Annotated in this window: 17 protein-coding genes; 15 read left to right on the top strand and 2 right to left on the bottom strand. The window is 41.4% G+C overall.

The genetic code is table 11. The features are described from left to right. The first annotated feature begins 46 nt into the window (after nucleotides 1-46). Nucleotides 47-403, top strand: coding sequence for a hypothetical protein (locus tag PISS_RS11825; RefSeq protein WP_013465639.1), 357 nt, complete (start codon nucleotides 47-49; stop codon nucleotides 401-403). Here the strand turns inward: PISS_RS11825 and nadB are convergent. Continuing rightward, complete coding sequence (gene nadB, locus PISS_RS11820) at nucleotides 378-1,988, bottom strand: L-aspartate oxidase (RefSeq protein WP_013465638.1); 1,611 nt, start codon at nucleotides 1,986-1,988, stop codon at nucleotides 378-380. The two genes, PISS_RS11825 and nadB, sit on opposite strands and share 26 nt — an antisense overlap. A gap of 245 nt (nucleotides 1,989-2,233) precedes the next feature. Here nadB and rpoE point away from each other — a divergent pair, with 245 nt between their 5' ends. From rpoE to pdxJ, 10 genes are all read left to right on the top strand, one after another. Then, nucleotides 2,234-2,815, top strand: a complete 582-nt coding sequence (gene rpoE, locus PISS_RS11815; RefSeq protein ID WP_058155123.1) for an RNA polymerase sigma factor RpoE — start codon at nucleotides 2,234-2,236, stop codon at nucleotides 2,813-2,815. A gap of 1 nt (nucleotide 2,816) precedes the next feature. Then, nucleotides 2,817-3,431, top strand: a complete 615-nt coding sequence (locus tag PISS_RS11810; RefSeq protein WP_024602341.1) for a sigma-E factor negative regulatory protein — start codon at nucleotides 2,817-2,819, stop codon at nucleotides 3,429-3,431. Nucleotides 3,432-3,435: 4 nt separating this feature from the next. Next, nucleotides 3,436-4,389 (top strand): MucB/RseB C-terminal domain-containing protein, encoded by a 954-nt coding sequence (locus tag PISS_RS11805; protein WP_016899682.1) that lies wholly within the window; start codon nucleotides 3,436-3,438, stop codon nucleotides 4,387-4,389. Nucleotides 4,390-4,401: 12 nt separating this feature from the next. Then, complete coding sequence (locus tag PISS_RS11800; protein ID WP_013465635.1) at nucleotides 4,402-4,851, top strand: SoxR reducing system RseC family protein; 450 nt, start codon at nucleotides 4,402-4,404, stop codon at nucleotides 4,849-4,851. Between the two features lie 122 nt (nucleotides 4,852-4,973). After that, nucleotides 4,974-6,761, top strand: a complete 1,788-nt coding sequence (gene lepA / locus PISS_RS11795) for a translation elongation factor 4 (RefSeq protein ID WP_013465634.1) — start codon at nucleotides 4,974-4,976, stop codon at nucleotides 6,759-6,761. 16 nt (nucleotides 6,762-6,777) lie between these two features. Further along, on the top strand, nucleotides 6,778-7,713 hold the full coding sequence (gene lepB / locus PISS_RS11790) for a signal peptidase I (protein WP_013465633.1): 936 nt from the start codon (nucleotides 6,778-6,780) through the stop codon (nucleotides 7,711-7,713). A gap of 2 nt (nucleotides 7,714-7,715) precedes the next feature. Further along, complete coding sequence (rnc, locus tag PISS_RS11785) at nucleotides 7,716-8,393, top strand: ribonuclease III (RefSeq protein WP_008466504.1); 678 nt, start codon at nucleotides 7,716-7,718, stop codon at nucleotides 8,391-8,393. Beyond that, nucleotides 8,383-9,315: a GTPase Era gene (gene era / locus PISS_RS11780; RefSeq protein ID WP_013465632.1), complete on the top strand. Its 933-nt coding sequence runs from the start codon at nucleotides 8,383-8,385 to the stop codon at nucleotides 9,313-9,315. The genes rnc and era overlap by 11 nt, the downstream gene beginning before the upstream one ends. 22 nt (nucleotides 9,316-9,337) lie before the next feature. Continuing rightward, nucleotides 9,338-10,030, top strand: coding sequence for a DNA repair protein RecO (gene recO, locus PISS_RS11775; protein WP_013465631.1), 693 nt, complete (start codon nucleotides 9,338-9,340; stop codon nucleotides 10,028-10,030). Nucleotides 10,031-10,051: 21 nt separating this feature from the next. Beyond that, the gene (gene pdxJ, locus PISS_RS11770) at nucleotides 10,052-10,783 is read left to right on the top strand and encodes a pyridoxine 5'-phosphate synthase (RefSeq protein ID WP_010387803.1); all 732 of its coding nucleotides are present in this window, start codon (nucleotides 10,052-10,054) and stop codon (nucleotides 10,781-10,783) included. 29 nt (nucleotides 10,784-10,812) lie between these two features. Here the strand turns inward: pdxJ and barA are convergent, their stop codons facing one another. After that, nucleotides 10,813-13,587, bottom strand: a complete 2,775-nt coding sequence (gene barA, locus PISS_RS11765; RefSeq protein WP_013465629.1) for a two-component sensor histidine kinase BarA — start codon at nucleotides 13,585-13,587, stop codon at nucleotides 10,813-10,815. A gap of 111 nt (nucleotides 13,588-13,698) precedes the next feature. On the opposite strand from barA, the gene rlmD reads away from it, so the two are divergent. The 4 genes from rlmD (at nucleotide 13,699) to PISS_RS11745 (ending at nucleotide 19,786) form a co-directional block, all read left to right on the top strand. Beyond that, nucleotides 13,699-15,024 (top strand): 23S rRNA (uracil(1939)-C(5))-methyltransferase RlmD, encoded by a 1,326-nt coding sequence (gene rlmD / locus PISS_RS11760; RefSeq protein ID WP_058155122.1) that lies wholly within the window; start codon nucleotides 13,699-13,701, stop codon nucleotides 15,022-15,024. An 8-nt stretch (nucleotides 15,025-15,032) separates the two neighbouring features. Next, nucleotides 15,033-17,189 (top strand): GTP diphosphokinase, encoded by a 2,157-nt coding sequence (relA, locus tag PISS_RS11755; protein ID WP_013465627.1) that lies wholly within the window; start codon nucleotides 15,033-15,035, stop codon nucleotides 17,187-17,189. Beyond that, a complete protein-coding gene (gene mazG / locus PISS_RS11750) occupies nucleotides 17,170-17,994 on the top strand; it encodes a nucleoside triphosphate pyrophosphohydrolase (RefSeq protein ID WP_058155120.1) in 825 nt (274 codons plus the stop codon). Before relA ends, mazG begins: the two co-directional genes overlap by 20 nt. A gap of 157 nt (nucleotides 17,995-18,151) precedes the next feature. Beyond that, nucleotides 18,152-19,786, top strand: coding sequence for a CTP synthase (locus PISS_RS11745; RefSeq protein WP_013465625.1), 1,635 nt, complete (start codon nucleotides 18,152-18,154; stop codon nucleotides 19,784-19,786). The last annotated feature ends 44 nt before the right edge of the window (nucleotides 19,787-19,830 follow it).

Below are 19,830 nucleotides of genomic sequence, written 5' to 3'. Positions count from 1 at the left end.
CACAAATAATCAGACAGACCACAAACAGATTGTGGTCTTTTTTTGTGTGCTAACTTTAATATTATGCTTATTTACCACTTCTATTTTGGCAACTCTTTTTTGCATTGCGCTTAATATCGTTGCTGGCATTATCGTTTGGCGAAAAATCGTGGCTGCTCAGCCAGAGCAGGGCGTTATATTATTAGAGCCAAATCAATTTCGTTTTGAGAATGAAAAGCTGCTAATTCAAGGGGTTATTGGTAAGCAAAGCCGATTACTTGGTCGCAGTGTGTGGTTGTATATTAATGGCTTTAGTGAAAACTATTGGCTGATTATCTCAGCCAATAGTGTTGATGAGCAAAGCTATGCGCGTTTAAAACGGGCAACACTTGCGGCAATTAATTGCGCTTTGGAGTCAAAATAGTTGGCGTTGGATTTTCGTTTTGCTCTGGGTAGTCAATGGTAAAGTGCAGTCCGCGACTTTCTTTACGTTCCATAGCACTTCTAATTATAAGCTCGGCTACTTGAACTAAGTTACGTAACTCAAGTAAGTTATTACTCACTCTAAAGTTCGCGTAGTAATCGTGGATTTCTTGCTGTAATAGTTCAACACGATGAAGCGCGCGTTCAAGTCGTTTGGTTGAGCGCACAATCCCAACATAATCCCACATAAATAATCGCAGCTCATGCCAGTTATGGGTGATCACGATTTCTTCATCTGAGTTAGATACGCGGCTTTCATCCCAACTAGGTAACTCAACCAGTGCAGGAGCGGTCTCTATTTTACTCAAAATGTCTTTTGCTGCTGCATGGGCAAATACAATGCACTCTAATAATGAGTTACTTGCCATACGGTTAGCACCGTGCAGCCCAGTGTAAGCCACTTCACCTACAGCGTATAAATTAGCTAAGTCGGTTTTGCCATTAAAGTCGGTCATAACGCCGCCACAGGTATAATGCGCAGCAGGGACAACAGGAATTGCCTCCTTGGTGATATCAAGCCCTACGCTTAAACATTTGGCGTAAATCGTTGGGAAGTGTTCAATAATAAAATCTTTGTCTTTGTGGCTAATATCTAAATATAAGCAATTTGCACCAAGGCGCTTCATTTCAAAATCGATAGCGCGCGCGACTATGTCGCGCGGGGCGAGTTCTTCTCGCTCATCAAACTCTTTCATGAATCGCGTGCCATCTGGGCGTTTTAAATAGGCTCCCTCACCACGCATTGCTTCGGTAATTAAAAAGTTTTGCAACTCAGGGTGATAAAGACTGGTTGGATGAAATTGATTAAATTCCATATTAGCAACGCGACACCCTGCACGCCATGCCATGGCAATACCATCACCGCTAGAAACATCAGGGTTAGAGGTATAAAGGTATACTTTACTTGCGCCACCCGTTGCTAGGGCAACAAATTTTGCGCCAATTGTTTCTACTTTTTTGGCTTTTTTATTCCACACATACATGCCATGAACATGTGAACCCGTTTTGCCAATACTTTTATCGGTAATTAAATCAATTGCGTTGTAATGCTCTAACAAGGTGATATTGCTGTGCGCTTGAACTTGGCTAATCAAGGTTGTTTGCACAGCTTTACCTGTAGCATCGGCTGCATGCAAAATGCGTCGGTGGCTATGCCCACCTTCACGAGTTAAATGAAAGCGCTCTTTACCTTTGCTATCAAACTCCATATCAAAAGGCACGCCTTGGTCAATCAGCCATTGCAGGCAGTCATGAGCATTGCTGGCAGTGTAATGAACCGCCTCTCTGTCGCATAAACCGCCACCGGCGTCTAAGGTATCTTCAACGTGAGACTCTATACTGTCATTTTTTTTATCAAAAACAGCGGCAATTCCGCCTTGGGCATAAAGAGTAGAACCTTCGGTTAATTCACCTTTACTAATTACGGTAACGTTACAGTAATTAGCCAAAGATAAAGCAAGTGATAAGCCTGCTGCGCCGCTACCAATAATAGCGACATCGGTAATGTGATGTTTATTTTGGTTCATCTGTGAGGTACTTTGCGGTTACAATGCTCAGATAGAGCAATATTTATTTTTAATACTTATAGTTGTACCATATTTGTTGAACTACTACTAAGTGGTTTTAGCGTATAAATACGTAATTTTTTAGCTATTTTATAAAAAAACAATATGCAGCAGAACTTTTTATTCATCTAAGGGTCAGAGTAGGTGTGAACAATGGCGACACTATGAATAATAAGCAAGAATCAATCAGAGGAGTACCGGCTCGAATGAGCGAGCAGGAATTAGATTTAGCGTTAGTGGAAAGGGTTCAGCAGGGAGATAAAAACGCCTTTAACCTATTAGTTAAGAAGTATCAGAACAAGATTGCCGGTTTGATCTCACGTTATGTATCAAATCAGGGTGACATTGCTGATGTAGCACAAGAGGCGTTTATTAAAGCGTATCGTGCCCTTCCTAATTTTCGTGGTGACAGTGCTTTTTATACTTGGCTTTACCGTATCGCCGTTAATTGTGCTAAAAATTACTTAGTGGCTCAAGGGCGTAAACCGCCAGCAAATGATATAGATGCTGACGATGCCGAGTTTTATGAGGGTGCTGATTCAATGCGTTCAAACGCATCACCTGAAAATTTACTATTAAGCGAAGAAGTACGCGCTGTTATTTTTAATACGATTGATAGTTTGCCTGAAGATCTAAAAACCGCGATTACCCTTAGAGAAATTGAGGGGATGAGCTATGAAGAAATAGCCATGGTGATGGATTGCCCAGTCGGGACGGTGCGTTCGCGTATTTTTCGTGCCCGTGAAGCAATTGATAACAAATTAAACCCATTAATAGGCGAGTCTTAGTATGACAAAAGCACACGTTAACCGCTTAGATAACGAATCGTTATCAGCATTACTTGACGGTGAGCAAGCATTAAATGATGCCGAGATTGCATCTGCTGATGTAGCTACATTTGGCCGTTACGCGTTAATCGGTGATGCAATGCGAGCTAAAGAAAACAACAAAAATATGGATTTTGATATTAGCGATCGCATTTCGTTAGCACTTGATAGTGAGCCGGTTTATGCAGACTTTAGCCAGTCTGAAAGTGTGGCAAAGCCGGTAAATACTGAAGCCGATAATAAAATCGTGGCGTTTAATTGGCGCAAGCCGGTTGCGCAGTTAGCAATTGCAGCTAGCGTGGCAATGTTTACTATTGTTGGCGTGAACACCTTGCCGCAAGGTGAAGATGCTGTGCAAAACGAAATTCCTTTATTACAAACCACGCCGTTAACCGGCATGGCATCGCCAGTGAGTTATTCATCAGCACCGGCGCTAGAGAACGCAGAGAAAGGCTTACGAGAGCTTCAACAGCAACGTATTGGCGCTCTAGTACTTGAACACCAGCGTCAAGCACGTGTGGCTCATTCGTTGAAAACTGCGAAAACAGATGAAACGTCACAAGAGGAAAAAAACTAATTAGATGAAAGTAATAACTTTTGTTATGTCGTTGGTGTTAAGTTTTAATGCTTTCGCCAATGACACAAACCCCGCTAAAGATTTACTGCTTGAAATGGCCAGTGCAGTTCATACACGTAATTTTGATGCCTCTTTTGTTGTTGTTAAAGGCAAAAGTATGGAGCCCTACCGTTGGGTGCATGCTAAACAGGGGGACGTTGAGCTTGAGCATTTGAGTTTACTCAACGGTGCTGGCCTTGAAATGATCCGCATTGACAACCAAGTTACCTATTTTGAGCCACAATCAGAGCCGTATTCATTAACAACCGACTCAATTGCCGGCCCTATTCCTGAAGTGCTTTTTAAAGATATTAACCGCTTAAGTGCGCATTATGATTTTGTGCTTGGTGGTAAAGGCCGTATTGCTGGGCGTCCCGCGCAATTAGTTCGAATTGAATCTAAAAACGAAGACAAATACAACTATTGGATATGGATTGATACTGAGTCGTCGTTATTATTAAAAGCGGCGTATGTTAATCATCAAGGTGAAGCGCTTGAGCAATTACAGCTCACTCATATTAGCGTGACTGAGCAACCGGCAAACTTATTATTAGAAGTGCTTAATCGTAACTTTCCAACCCCATTACCTGCCAATTCAATTGACGAACAAACTAAAGCGAATGCCATGAACTGGACTATTGGCTGGTTACCTGAGGGGTTTGAATTACTTAAGTCAGACAGGCATAAGCTCGACTTAAATAATGAATTAACAGATTATTATTTATTTTCTGATGGGTTTGTTGAAGTATCGGTGTTTGTACAACGACCACTACCGGGTAAGCGTTTAAGCGGTGCCCTCACCTCAGGGGCAACTACGATTTATGTACACAACGGCGGAAATTTTGATGTCTCTGTGGTGGGAAACATTCCAACCATGAGTGCCAAAGCCATTGCTGAGTCTGTATCGCGGGCATTATAAAGTAACTAAACTATGATTGAACAAACGTTAACCGTCGTGGCCCTTAGTGGCCACGTTGCGCATTTAGAAGCCCAACAAAAACAGGCCTGTGAAGGCTGTAATGGACGTTGTGGCTCACAAGTGTTTAGTAAGTTATTTGGTACCGCCAAAAAAACATTACCTTATAAATTTGAAACACAGTTAGAAATAGGCCAAAAAGTAACTTTGTCATTGGATGATAGCCATGTTGTAAAGCATGCCTTTGCAGTTTACATGCTGCCTTTGTTTTTGAGTTTAATATTCGCTTTAATAGCCAGTGAATTGATATTGTTAGCCGAAGGCTGGCAAATTTTAGCCGCGATATTGGGTGGGATCACCGGCTTTTTAATTGCTAAAACATGGGTGAAATCATTAAGACATGAGATAAAAGTGATAAAAATTCATCCAATTAGCCTCCCTTTAACTCAAATAGATGGTGATTGACGCCAATTAAATGTAAAATTGCGTTTTTATGCCACAGTAACTTGAAAATACACAGCAAGTATTTTCAAGTTATTTAGGCATATGACCTTAGTCCTTTAAAATAGAAGTTTAGAATCCAGTTTATGAAGCATATCCGTAATTTTTCGATCATCGCCCACATTGACCATGGTAAATCGACCCTTTCTGACCGTTTGATCCAAGTTTGTGGTGGTTTAACCGACCGTGAAATGCAGAAGCAAGTTCTGGATTCAATGGATATTGAACGTGAACGTGGCATTACCATCAAGGCACAAAGTGTAACCTTAAATTATAAAGCGAATGATGGTGAAACTTACCAGCTTAACTTTATCGACACCCCTGGGCACGTTGACTTTACCTATGAAGTATCGCGTTCGTTAGCGGCTTGTGAAGGGGCACTGCTCGTTGTTGATGCTGGTCAAGGCGTAGAAGCGCAAACATTAGCAAACTGTTACACCGCCATTGAAATGGACTTAGAAGTTATACCGGTACTTAATAAAATTGATTTACCGCAAGCTGATCCATTACGTGTAGCCGAAGAAATTGAAGACATTATTGGTATTGATGCCCTTGATGCCGTGCAATGTAGCGCCAAAACAGGTGTAGGTATTGCTGAAGTACTTGAAATGATCGTTAAAGATGTACCGCCACCAGTTGGTGATAAAGACGCGCCATTACAAGCGCTAATTATCGATTCTTGGTTTGACCCGTACCAAGGCGTTGTATCGCTAGTGCGTATCAAACATGGCGAACTTCGCGCGGGCGACAAAATTAAAATCATGTCAAACGAGAACGTACATACCGCAGATCATGTAGGGATTTTTACGCCTAAACAAACTAACACCGGTGTTTTACGCACTGGTGAAGTAGGCTTTGTTATTGCTGGTATCAAAGAAATACATGGTGCACCGGTGGGTGATACCATTACTCATCAAAAAAATGCGGCACCACTACGCTTACCTGGTTTTCAAAAAATTAAGCCGCAAGTTTATGCGGGTATGTTCCCAATAGCCTCTGATGATTACGAGTCATTCCGCGATGCCCTTAACAAACTTAGCTTAAACGATGCCTCGTTATTCTTTGAACCAGAAAATTCAACTGCGTTAGGGTTTGGTTTCCGTTGTGGATTCTTGGGCATGTTACACATGGAAATTATCCAAGAGCGTTTAGAGCGTGAATACGACATTGATTTAATCACCACGGCACCAACGGTTATTTACGAGGTGGTAACTAAAGAGGGCACGACGCAAATTGATAACCCGTCTGATCTTCCGCCAGTTAACGATATTTTAGAGATACGTGAGCCGGTTGTAGAAGCTAATATTTTAGTTCCACAAGAGTACTTAGGCAGCGTAATCACCTTATGTGTTGATAAGCGCGGTATGCAAACTAAAATGAGTTATCACGGTAAGCAGGTTGCAGTAACGTATGAACTGCCAATGGCTGAAGTGGTAATGGACTTCTTTGATAAGCTAAAATCAACAAGCCGTGGTTTTGCCTCGCTTGATTATAACTTTAAGCATTTCCAAACTTCAGACATGGTACGTGTAGATATACTTATCAATGGCGAGCGTGTGGATGCATTGGCTATCATTGTTCACCGCGACAGCGCACAATCACGTGGTCGACAGCTTGCTGATGCGTTAAAAGAACTTATACCACGTCAAATGTTTGATATTGCGATTCAGGCAGCAATTGGTCAACATGTAATCGCCCGAACAACTGTTAAGCAACTACGTAAAAACGTAATCGCTAAATGTTACGGTGGTGACGTGAGCCGTAAGAAGAAATTACTTCAAAAACAAAAAGATGGTAAAAAGCGAATGAAGCAACTTGGTAACGTTGAAGTGCCTCAAGAAGCGTTCTTAGCCATTTTGAAAGTTGGTAAATAAAAATAAAGGATAATAAATGGCTGGCTACTTTTCAGTTTTATTGGTGTTGTTAACTTTAGGCTCAGGTCTAATATGGTTAATAGATCACTTAATGTTTGCCCCTAAAAGGCAGGAACGTTTAGCAATTGCTCAAACTTCTGCCGGTGGTCAACTTGATGAAGAAACCGCAGCATTGATTGCGCCTGAGCCAATGATTACTGAAACAGCAAAGTCGATTTTTCCGATGATTGCTGCTATCACTATTTTTAGATCATTTATTTTTGAGCCGTTTCAGATCCCATCGGGTTCAATGATGCCCACCTTATTAGTGGGTGATTTTATTTTAGTGCAAAAGTATTCTTATGGGATTAAAGACCCAGTATGGCGCAGCCAATTAGTGGATGTAAGCGAACCAGAGCGTGGCGATATTGTTGTTTTTAAATACCCGTTAGATGAGAGAGTGGACTATATTAAACGTGCTATAGGTTTACCTGGCGATAAAATTGTTTATCGTGATAAGCGTTTATATATTCAACCAAAATGCGAAGAAGGCGAAGTTCAAAAGGGCGCACTTCTTTGTAATGAATTCAATAAAATTGATTTTAAATTAATTAATGATAATGAATTTAAGCAAGGCCCAATGGATTTAGCGCGTTTAAATGAAGATTTAACCACGACTAACCATGACATTTTAATCAACCCAAAATCGCCTGAACGTAAGGGGCGTTACTACCAGCAATTGGGCACACCTGCGGATGAATGGGTGGTTCCAGCTGATCATTACTTTATGATGGGTGATAATCGCGATAACAGCCAAGATAGTCGCTTTTGGGGCTTTGTACCAAAAGAAAACTTGGTGGGTAAAGCTGTCTTTATATGGATGAGTTTTGAATTTGATAATGGCCCAGATGACATTTTACCAGGATGGGTTCCAACTGGTGTTCGTTTTGAACGCCTAGGTAATATTCAGTAACAATGAAAAAAAATGTAACAGAGTTATACAAAAGAATTGGCTACACATTTGCTGATCAAGGGTTACTTGAGCAAGCAATGACGCATCGCAGCCACAAAGGTCAACATAACGAGCGACTCGAATTTTTGGGCGACTCAATTTTGAGCTTTGTCATTGCCAATGCACTGTACGCTAAATTTCCTAAAGCACGCGAAGGCGATTTAAGCCGCATGCGTTCGACTTTAGTTCGCGGCCAGACGTTAGCTGAATTTGGCCTTGAATTTGAGCTTGGTGATTACCTACGCTTAGGTCCTGGCGAGCTAAAAAGTGGTGGTTTTAGACGCGAGTCAACCCTAGCGGATGCAGTTGAAGCTATTATTGGCGCTGTATTTTTAGATTCAGACATAGATCGCTGCGGCGAGCTTATTTTAGCGTGGTATGAATCACGTTTAGATGCTATTTCACCAGGGCTTAACCAAAAAGATCCTAAGACCCTGCTGCAAGAGTATTTGCAAGCTCGTAAGCTATCATTACCAGGCTACACCGTAGTTGATACTAAAGGTCAGGCACACAATCAAACATTCACGGTTGAATGTATCGTTGATGGAATGGATAGCATTATTTCTGTTGGCAGCTCACGGCGTAAAGCCGAACAAAAAGCGGCCGAAAAAGCATTGAAGATACTTAAAAATGAATCTTGATACCTTAATACAGCCTCATGAAGGCGAAATAGACACATTTTGTGGCATGGTTGCGATTGTTGGCCGTCCTAATGTGGGTAAATCAACACTTCTTAATGAAATTATTGAGCAAAAAGTCAGTATTACCTCACGTAAGCCACAAACCACGCGCCACCGTATTATGGGTATTCATACTGAGGGTAAGCACCAAGCGGTGTACGTCGATACCCCAGGCCTGCACGTTGAAGAAAAGCGTGCTATTAACCGTTTAATGAACCGTGCAGCGTCTAGCTCAATTGGTGATGTTGAGCTGATCATTTTTGTGGTTGAAGGCACTCATTGGAATGCCGATGACGACATGGTACTTAACAAAGTAAGCCAAAGTGGCAAGCCGGTATTGTTAGTTATTAACAAAATTGACCAAGTGAAAGATCGCGACCTTGTACTTCCACATATGAAGTTTTTAGGCGATAAGTTTGATTTTGTCGGTATTATGCCTGTATCTGCGACTCAGGGTAAAAACATTAACCTGATCAAAGAAGAAGTGACTAAGCGCTTACCACCGTGCGAATTTTATTTTCCTGATGACTACGTAACTGACCGCTCAATGCGCTTTATGGCGGCTGAAGTTATCCGTGAAAAGCTAATGCGCTTTATGGGTGAAGAGTTACCGTATTCAGTGACTGTGGAAATAGAGCAGTTTAAATGGCAAGAAAACGGTATTTGGCATATTAATGGCCTGATACTAGTTGAGCGTGAAACGCAAAAGCGCATGGTAATTGGTAACAAAGGCGAAAAGCTAAAAGTAATCGGCCGTGAAGCGCGTAAAGACTTAGAGGAAATGCTTGAAAATAAAGTGTTTTTAGAACTGTGGGTTAAAGTTAAATCGGGCTGGGCTGACGATGAGCGTGCCTTAAGAAGCTTAGGTTACGGTGAAGATTAACATTTTATACGCAGCATAATTTATGGACAGCGATTTCTATAAAGCTTATTTATTACATCGGCGTCCATATAGCGACTCGCAAGTAATGCTCGATATGCTAGTAGAAGGCGTTGGCCAGCTTAGAATGCTCGCACGAGTTAGTGGCCGCCAGGCCACTAAATACAAAGCCCAACTCCAACCATTTCAAGCCTTACTCGTCCATTACAATGGCAAATACGATTTAAAGTACATCAATAAATTTGAGCTTCATGGTAATCCGTTATTTTTAACCGGTGATAAGCTTTACTGTGGCTTTTATTTAAATGAATTAACCAACCGAATTGTGCCGATTAATGAACCCATTGATCAGGTTTTTCAACTTTATAAAACTCACCTAGAAAACCTTAATAGCGGGACTGACATGCAAGCAGTGCTTCGCTCTTATGAGTTTCAATTGCTAGAGCTACTAGGTTATGGGGTTGATTTTAGTTTTGATGCGGATGGTGAGCCAATTGATGACACGCAAACGTATAGCTACTTTGCAGAAGTGGGCTTTGCGGTGCAACACGACTCGCGTTCTGGGTTTACTGGTTCACAACTCAATGCTATAGCAAATCATGACTTTAGCCAAGCGGATGTGTTATATATGGCAAAGCAATTAAGTCGTTATTTATTAAAACCATTGTTGGGCAACAAGCCATTAAAAAGTCGTGAATTATTTACGGCCTCTCAATAAACAAATTTCACAGGTACAAAAATGAAAGATATTCTTCTAGGCGTGAACGTAGATCATATTGCAACGCTTCGCCAAGCACGAGGCACTTCTTATCCTGATCCTGCCCATGCAGCCAGTGTTGCAGAGCATGCCGGTGCTGATGGCATTACTATTCATTTACGCGAAGACCGCAGACACATTCAAGACCGCGATGTGTATGTAATGGCTAAAACCATTCAAACACGTATGAACCTTGAAACCGCAGTAACCGATGAAATGATTGCTATTGCACTTGAGGTTAAACCTGAATATGTATGCTTAGTGCCTGAAAAACGTGAAGAGCTTACCACTGAAGGGGGCTTAGATGTGGCAGGCAATATCGATAAAATAGCCGCTGCAACTAAAACATTAACGCAAGCTGGAATTAAAGTATCGCTGTTTATTGATGCTGATAAAGCGCAGTTAGATGCAGCAAAAGCGTGTGGTGCACCTTATGTTGAAATTCACACTGGGGCTTACGCAGATGCCACCAACGATGAAGACACTGCCAAAGAGCTTGAGCACATTCGCCAAGGGGTGAAATATGCAGCCAGTATTGGTTTAATTGTTAATGCTGGCCATGGTCTGCATTATCACAATGTAAAACCAATTGCGGCGATGCCAGAGATTTATGAGCTAAACATTGGCCACGCTATTATTGCCCGCGCAGCCATTGACGGTTTAGATAAAGCGGTTCGTGATATGAAACGCTTAATGCTTGAAGCTCGCGCGTAGAGTTATAATTAACGATATTAAAGACGAGCTTATTTATTAGTGATATCAATGTTGGCATCAACAAGTAAGTTTTCAAGCTCGTCTTGCAACTCAAATAACTCGGGCTCAATATTCTCAAGCGTACATTCATTTTTAAGTGATGTTTCGATCGTTTCAGCCAATGTTTTTAATTTTGGTACACCTGTATAGCAGCATGCGCCATGAAATTTATGGATAACGCTAAGTACTTGAGGGCAATCTTCGCTGGTTATTGCTTGATTTAGTAAGTTTAGGGTTTCGGGCACGCTTAGCAGTAACATATTAAGCATTTCATTGGCTAATTCTGCTTTACCGCCTGCACGTTGCAATGCCAGCGTCCAGTCAAGGCGAGTGCTATCAAAAGGAGCAGGGCTATGTTCAAATGTGCTTTTTGACTTATCACGACTCACTGGTAATTGCGGGCTATGATCGCAAATAATCTGGTTTAGCATATCTTCATCGATAGGCTTAGTTAAATAACCTTCAAAACCATCTTTCAATAACTGTTCTTTTTCACTATTAAGTGCATGCGCAGTTACGGCAATAATAGGAGTATCTTCATTCAAAGATGACTCTTTAATGAGTTTACAGGCTGTAATACCATCCATTATAGGCATTTGAATATCCATAAAAATCACATCATATTTATGGCTTTTGCTTAAACTATACGCTTGTGACCCATTATGCGCGGTATCAATTAATTCAACTTGCTCGTTGAGTAGGGTGTAAATTAATTTTAAATTAGCGTCATTATCATCCACCACTAACACTTTTAGTGGCAGCAGGGTTTGTTCATGCTGTTCTATATTATGTGCCGGGTGGTCGAGTCGATAAGGTGCTGCTAACAGCTCACATAGCTTTCGGTGATTAAGAGGTTTACTCAAACAGGCGTCAGCGCCGCTGCCGATGAAGGCTTCGCGCATGTTGTGCGATACGGTATTGAGCATTAAATATAAATAATCGGTTGATTCTCTAACCGCTTTTACATAGCTTTTTAAACGCTGCATATCGTCAACTGATGCCATGTGACCAATAAGACAAATATCAAAATTGATCTCTGAATTTTTTATGCACTCTAAAAATTCGGTTTCGTTATAGCAAGGAGTGACACTAACTTTCCACTCTTGTAATAATGAGGCAACAGCATGATGGGTATGCTTATGCGGCTCTAAATAAAGAACACGTTTACCAATTAATGACTGGGTAGGCAAATCGTTGATAAATACATGATTTGGTAATCTAAATACACCATTAAAGGTAAAACAAGTTCCGCTACCAGGGGCTGAATTTAAGGTAATACGGCCGCTCATTGCTTCAACGATATGTTTAGTAATAATAAGCCCTAAGCCGGTACCGCCAAATTTGCGGGTAATACTGGAGTCGGCTTGACCAAAGGCGGTGAATAGCGCGTCTTGTTTATCTGCTGGAATACCTACCCCAGTATCTGCGACTGACACCAAGACAGAGGTGCGCTCTTCATCAAGCAAACGATGGCTAATATCAACTTTTATCGCGCCTTTTTCAGTAAATTTTATAGCGTTACTTAATAAGTTAATCAGCACTTGTTTAAACCGTGTGGGGTCGCCGGTTAAGTGGTCAGGCACCTGAGGATTAATATAAATAGAAAGCTCAAGTTGTTTGTCGTGTGCGCTAGGTGCTAGTAATGTCATTACTTCGTTTACGCTATCGCGCAGTTGAAACTGAATAGACTCAAGCTCCATGGCTCCTGCTTCTAACTTGGAGAAATCTAATATGTCACTAATAATAGTCATTAAGCTGTTAGCCGAAAGCTCTATGGTATCAAGGTAATCTTTTTGGTTTTTATTCAGAGGCGTTTTATAAAGCTGACGGGTAAATCCAATAACCCCGTTAAGTGGGGTGCGTAACTCATGACTCATTTTAGCTAAAAAGTCAGATTTAACGCGGTTAGCATCCTGCGCTTCTTTTTTAGCCATGGTGAGCTGGATATTTTGTGTTTCGTATTGTTCAAGCGTTTCGCGGTAATCGCTGGTTGCCTGATCAATATTTTTTTGCATTTCATCTTTTTGCATCACCATAGAATGCGAGATGGTATTGAGCCCCTCACGTAATAACTCAAACTCGCCATTCATGGGTTCAGTTAATCCGGTTTGTCTTTTACCTTCAATCAATCTGTCGGTAGCAAGTACTAACTTATTAAGCGGGGTCATAAACATCCGACTAAGTCTTAGCGCTAAAATAGCGGCTAATACTAAGGCGAGAATAATAATAATACCGCTGACCAATAATGCACGTTGTTGGCCAATAACAGCTTTGTCGCGGTTAAGCTGAATCACAACGGTGCCCAATGAGGTTTGGAACTCAGAAGTATTCCAGTCGCTATTGGGGGTTGTATGGTTAATGATAGGGGTGAAAAAGGTTACTAAGTCTTCACTTTGCTGAACATAGGTGGCTTTAAAGCCATTTAATTGCGTTTGCTCAATTAAAGTGTCGAATGAGCGATGATAATTACTGGTTATAATAAGTTGGTTGTTATCATTAAAGATGGCAATCGATTTAATCGAAGGGGAGTGTTTGTTGTGTGTATAGCGAATGATGCGATTAAGCAGTTTTTTATTTTTTTCCAGTAAAGGCTGTTCAAGTGCAATAGCCAGAGGTTCAGCAATCGTTGTGCCTTGTTGATATAAAATTTCATCAAGCTCAATGTAACGATTTATTGTAAAATAACCACCTAGTAATAGCCCGATGATCACTGTGGGGATCAGGGTGAGTGTTAAAACAGAATCGCGCAAGCCTAGTTTGGTCATAATCTGAGCATTATTATCATTTTTATTGAATGTGAGTATATACATACTCATAGTTATTCTCAAAGTATCTAGGTAGAGACGTGATTCATCAACCTTTTAAGGTAATGCCTAATGGCACAAATATTTAAAGCAAAGAAAAAACCACTTCAACAGCAATCACTTGAACTTGATATAACGGCAATGGATCACCACGGACGTGGTATTGCTAAGTACAATAATAAAGTGTGTTTTGTCAGTGGGGCATTACCTGGTGAGCGAGTAAAAGCCAAGTTAGTTGATGATAAAGCACGTTACAGCCAAGCTGACACGCTTAAAATACTCAAAGCCAGTGAATATCGCACTACACCCATTTGTGAACATTACAGTCAATGCGGTGGTTGCCAGTTACAGCATTTAGATGCCACACAACAAGTCATTGAAAAGCAAGCGGCGGTAAATCAATTATTTGCCAAGTTTGCAAAATTAACTGATTTGAACTGGCAAGCTCCGCTGCTAAGCCAAGCAACGCATTACCGACGTAGTGCCCGCATTGCCGTAATGTTCGACAAAGCAGCAAAAAAAATGCGGGTAGGCTATAGAGCACGTGGCTCTAAAAGTATTGTTAGCATTAATCAGTGCCCAGTATTAAGTGACGTATTTGCAGAGGTATTTAACGTATTTGATAACATAATTAATCATAATAAGGCGCTGCACAGTATAAGTCATTTGCAGTTATGCGCTGCAGATGAGCAACACTTTATTGTTATTCGTCATACAAAAGCCATTTCGCCCACAGATAAAGCGTTTGTTGAGCAAAGTGTCTCGGCGCATCATTGGCAATTAGTGTGGCAAAGTGATAGCGATATGATTGATCATGCCCATTTAGCGATGCCATTTTATAAGCTTGATCAGTTAGATATAAAATTTGAATTTGGACTAAATAACTTTATTCAGGTCAATGCGAGTTTAAATCAGGCAATGTTAATTCAAGCGGCGAGCTGGTTAGCATTACAAGGTGATGAAAATGTACTGGATTTATTTTGTGGTATTGGTAACTTCTCTTTAGTGTTAGCAAAGCAGGCTAAAACAGTAACAGGAATTGAAGGCGTTACTTCGGCGGTTGCATTAGCGACGCAAAATGCGCACACTAACTCTATTACAAATACTCAATTTCATTGTTTTGATTTAACCACGAGTATTAAAAAAGCGCCGTGGTTTAATAAAGAGTTAGATATTTTAGTACTCGACCCCTCTCGCACTGGTGCTATGGCAGTTTTAGAGCAGCTTCCATTAACGCAGTTTAAAGCGATTTTATATGTCTCTTGCGACCCTGTTACTTTAGCCCGTGACAGCGCTATTATTTCGCAAGCCGGCTTTGAACTTAATAAAATAGGGCTAATGAATATGTTCCCTCATACGGGGCATATCGAAACTATGGCGTTATTTCAACGGAGGTAAAGCGCATTATGGTAGCGACACGTCAATCTCATCAACATGACAAAGCGGGTGATTTTTTTTCACGCGTAGAATCTCTTGATTTGTCTCAGGAAAAAATTAGCTTACTCAATAAAGCGCAGCAACTTTGCCAAACTTGTGATAACAGCGAACGCCAAAATACCGCCATAGAGATGGTGGAGATTTTGGTTGAGCTAAATTTAGATGCTGACTCGTTAGCCACCGCCTATTTAACCCCTTATTATCTAAATGATGTAGTGAGCATTGACGCTGTCGAAGAGCATTTAGGAAATCATGTTGCGGTGTTATTAACGGGTGTGTCGCAAATGGCCACCATAAGTACGTTAGCTCATCAAGGCAATGGTACCGTGCAGGTCGATAATATTCGCCGTATGTTGCTTGCTATGGTGGAAGATGTGCGTGCCGTGGTGATTAAATTAGCCGAACAGGTGTGCCATTTACGCAACGTAAAAGATGCCGCTGAAGAAGAGCGAGTGATTGCAGCCAAAGAGACTGCGGATATATTTGCACCGCTTGCTAATCGCCTTGGTATTGGCCAATTAAAGTGGGAGCTAGAGGATTTAGCCTTTCGCTATTTACACCCAGATATTTATAAAAATATAGCTAAACAACTTGATGATAAGCGCCTTGCCCGTGAAGCGTATATGGCTGATATGGTTGAGCAAGTAAAACAGCGCCTACATGAAGCGGGTATTAAAGCCGAGGTATACGGCAGGCCAAAACATATCTACAGCATTTATAAAAAAATGGCGAAAAAGAACTACGAGTTTGATCAGCTGTTTGACATACGCGCGATGCGAATTGTGGTCGAGCGCCTGCAAGATTGCTACGGTGCCCTAGGCATAGTGCACACTAATTGGCGCCATTTAAATAAAGAATTTGACGATTACGTTGCAACCCCAAAACAAAACGGCTACCAGTCTATTCATACCGTAGTATTTGGCCCCGAAGGTAAAACTGTTGAAATTCAAATACGAACGCACGACATGCATCAAGATGCAGAGCTGGGCGTTGCCGCACATTGGATGTACAAAGAAGGTGCGTTACCAGGGCGTGGTTCAGGCTATGAGCAAAAAATTAGCTGGTTGCGTAAGTTACTGCAATGGCAAGAAGAAGTGGTTGATGGCAGCGATTTAGCGCAAGAGCTTAAAAATCAAGTGGTTGAAGACCGGGTCTATGTGTTTACTCCACGTGGAGACATTTTTGACTTACCACTAGGAGCAACACCTCTTGATTTTGCTTACTACATTCACTCCAATGTAGGGCATCGGTGTATTGGTGCAAAAATATTTGGCAAAATAGTGCCGTTTACTCATCAATTAAGTACCGGCGATCAGGTTGAAATACTGACCCAAAAGCAGCCAAATCCAAGCCGTGATTGGTTGAACCCGTCGCTGGGTTATATTAAATCGTCTCGCGCTAGAGCCAAAATCCACCATTGGTTTAAACAGCTCGACCGCGATAAAAATTTAAGTGCGGGTAAAGAAATCCTTGATAACGAATTACAAAAGTTAGAGTTAACTTACAAAGATTTAGACCCAGCGATAAAGCGCTTTAACTTTAGAGAGCTTGATGACTTAATGGTCGCCATTGGTGCAGGCGATATTCGCCTTAACCAAATGCTTAACTTTATTACCGATAGAACGGAGCACGAGCCGGTTATTCGCTTTAAATCGCCCAGTAAAGTGACTGGCGATAAAAACGGTATTGTGGTTGATGGAGTAGGCAGTTTAATGAGTCATGTTGCTCGCTGTTGCCGCCCTGTACCTGGGGATGAAATTATTGGGTATATTACCCAAGGCCGTGGCATTGCCGTGCATCGTGAGGATTGTGACTCGTTTAGTAATTTAAAAAACAAGCACCCAGAGCGCGTTATTTCAGTAAGTTGGTCAGATGATATTAGCAGCTCCTACGCGTTAACTATTCGTATTGAAGCCAGCGATCGGTCTGGTTTAATTCGTGATATTAGTTCTGCTTTGGCGAATGAAAAAGTCAATGTGCTCAATATGAATGTCAACACGGTTGATAGCACTCAAACGGCTATTTTTGTGATGCAAATAGAAGTGCATGACTTACAAGGCACAAATAAAGTGCTTTCTAAGTTACACCAGATAGAAGGGGTGCACAGTGCAAAACGAGGGCAGTAATCAGGCTAATAATGAGGCTATAAGCCAACTGCTGGAAATAATGCAAACACTGAGAAACCCTGAGGGCGGATGCCCTTGGGATCTCAAGCAAACGTTTGCGTCAATCGTGCCGCATACTCTTGAAGAAGCCTATGAAGTGGCTGATTGTATTGAGCGCGACGATTTAAATGAACTTAAAGGTGAACTAGGTGATCTGTTATTTCAAATCGTGTTTTATGCGCAACTAGCGCAAGAGCAGCAATTATTTGATTTTAATGATATAGTGGCTCAATTAAATGAGAAGCTGATACGCCGTCATCCGCATGTATTTTCATCGCAAGACACCCCCACAACTGATGCCGAATTAGCCGCGCAGTGGCAAGCAATAAAAGCACAAGAGCGTGCGGCTAAACCTCAAGATCAAAGCTCAGCGCTTTGGCAAGATATACCAAACAGTTTACCTAGCTTAACAAAAGCTAAAAAAATTCAGCAACGGGTCGCTGCGTTAGGGTTTGATTGGCCAACTTATCACGGTGCTATTGATAAAGTGAGTGAAGAGGTTGAAGAAGTGAAAGAAGCCTTAGCTCATGACCCAGACTCAGATCATACAGCAGAAGAGCTAGGTGATTTGCTGTTTGCTACCGTTAATGTAGCGCGCCATGTTAAACGCGACCCCGAACAACTGCTTCGCAGTGCCAACGATAAGTTTTCTGCACGGTTTGAGAAGGTACAAAACTACTTAATTGCACAGGGTAAATGTATTGATTCTGCGTCTTTAGAGGAAATGGATGCAGCATGGGATGCGATAAAAAAACTAAATAAATAGGGACATAAAAAATGTTTGTTTTTTGTGCACAGATTTACCAATTTTAGCTGGATTGCTTAGCTATGTTTTGGTACAATTTCGCCCCGTCTTGTTTATATTCCAAAATCACTTGTTTGGGTATTATATTCCTTTTAATTCCTGATATTCTAGGGTTCGCATGAGTACAAAATTTATCTTCGTTACTGGCGGAGTTGTTTCTTCGTTGGGTAAAGGTATTGCAGCAGCATCGTTGGCCGCTATTTTAGAGGCCCGTGGCTTAGATGTTACCATTTTAAAGCTGGATCCTTACATCAACGTTGACCCAGGCACAATGAGCCCAATTCAACACGGTGAAGTATACGTTACCGAAGACGGCGCAGAAACGGACCTTGATTTAGGTCACTACGAACGCTTTATTCGCACCAAAATGACCAGCCGTAATAACTTTACGCAAGGGCGCGTATATGAAGATGTACTACGTCGTGAAAGACGTGGTGAATATCTTGGCGCAACTATTCAGGTTATTCCTCATATTACCAATGACATTAAGCAACGTGTTTATGATGGCGCTGAAGGCCATGATATAGCAATCGTTGAAATTGGTGGTACGGTAGGTGATATTGAGTCACAACCATTTATCGAAGCAATTCGTCAAATGGGTACAGAAATTGGTCGTGAACGCGCACTTTTTATTCACTTAACCTTAGTGCCATTCTTAGGCCCTGCCGGTGAAGTGAAAACAAAACCAACTCAGCACTCAGTTAAAGAGTTACGCTCGGTAGGTATTCAACCAGATATTCTTATTTGTCGCTCAGACCGTAAGCTGCCAAATAACGAGCGTGCAAAAATTGCATTGTTCACAAACGTTGAAGAAAAAGCCGTTATTTCACTGCCTGATGTAGACAGTATTTATAAAATCCCTGCGTTATTAAAGTCGCAAGAGTTAGACAACTTTGTATGTCGTCGTTTCCATTTAGACGCGCCTGAGGCTGATTTAGCTGAGTGGGAACAAGTATTGTATCAAGAGTCTAACCCAACGGGTGAAGTGACAATTGGTATGGTTGGTAAATACATTGAATTACCGGATGCATACAAATCAGTAAACGAAGCATTAAAACATGCGGGACTAAAAAATCGTTTAACTATTAATATTCAATACGTTGATTCACAAGACTTAGAAACTAAAGGAACGGATATTCTTTCTCGCTTAGATGCTATTTTAGTGCCAGGTGGTTTTGGTGGTCGTGGTGTTGAAGGTAAGATTTTAGCGGCTAAATATGCTCGTGAAAACAAAGTGCCTTACTTAGGTATTTGTTTAGGTATGCAGGTTGCGCTAATTGAATACGCACGAAATGTTGCCGGTTTAGTTGATGCAAACTCAACGGAATTTAATGCAAACTCAGAGGCTCCAGTGGTTGGTTTAATCACTGAGTGGCTAGACGCTGAGGGTAACGTAGAAGTACGTGATGAAAAGTCTGATTTAGGTGGCACAATGCGTTTAGGCGCACAAAAATGCCATTTAACGCCTGGCTCTAAAGTACACGAAGTGTATGGCAGCGACGAAATTGTTGAACGTCACCGTCACCGTTACGAAGTTAATAACAACTTCGTTGCACAGCTTGAACAAGCAGGTTTAAGCTTTACTGGTTTATCTGAAGATAAAAAGCTAGTAGAGATTATTGAAAATAAAGATCACCCTTGGTTTATTGCAGCGCAATTCCACCCGGAATTCACTTCAACGCCACGCGATGGTCATCCGCTATTTGAAGGGTTTGTAGCTGCGGCTCATACCTACCAAAAAGCGTCTTCGTAATTTAAAAAAGGCTGTGCATATTGCGCGGCCTTTTTTGTTTCTAA

Source organism: Pseudoalteromonas issachenkonii, assembly GCF_002310795.1.
Taxonomy (GTDB): Bacteria; Pseudomonadota; Gammaproteobacteria; order Enterobacterales; family Alteromonadaceae; genus Pseudoalteromonas; species Pseudoalteromonas tetraodonis.
Note: the sequence above shows the minus strand (reverse complement) of the source record. Positions and strands in the feature narration are given on the sequence as shown.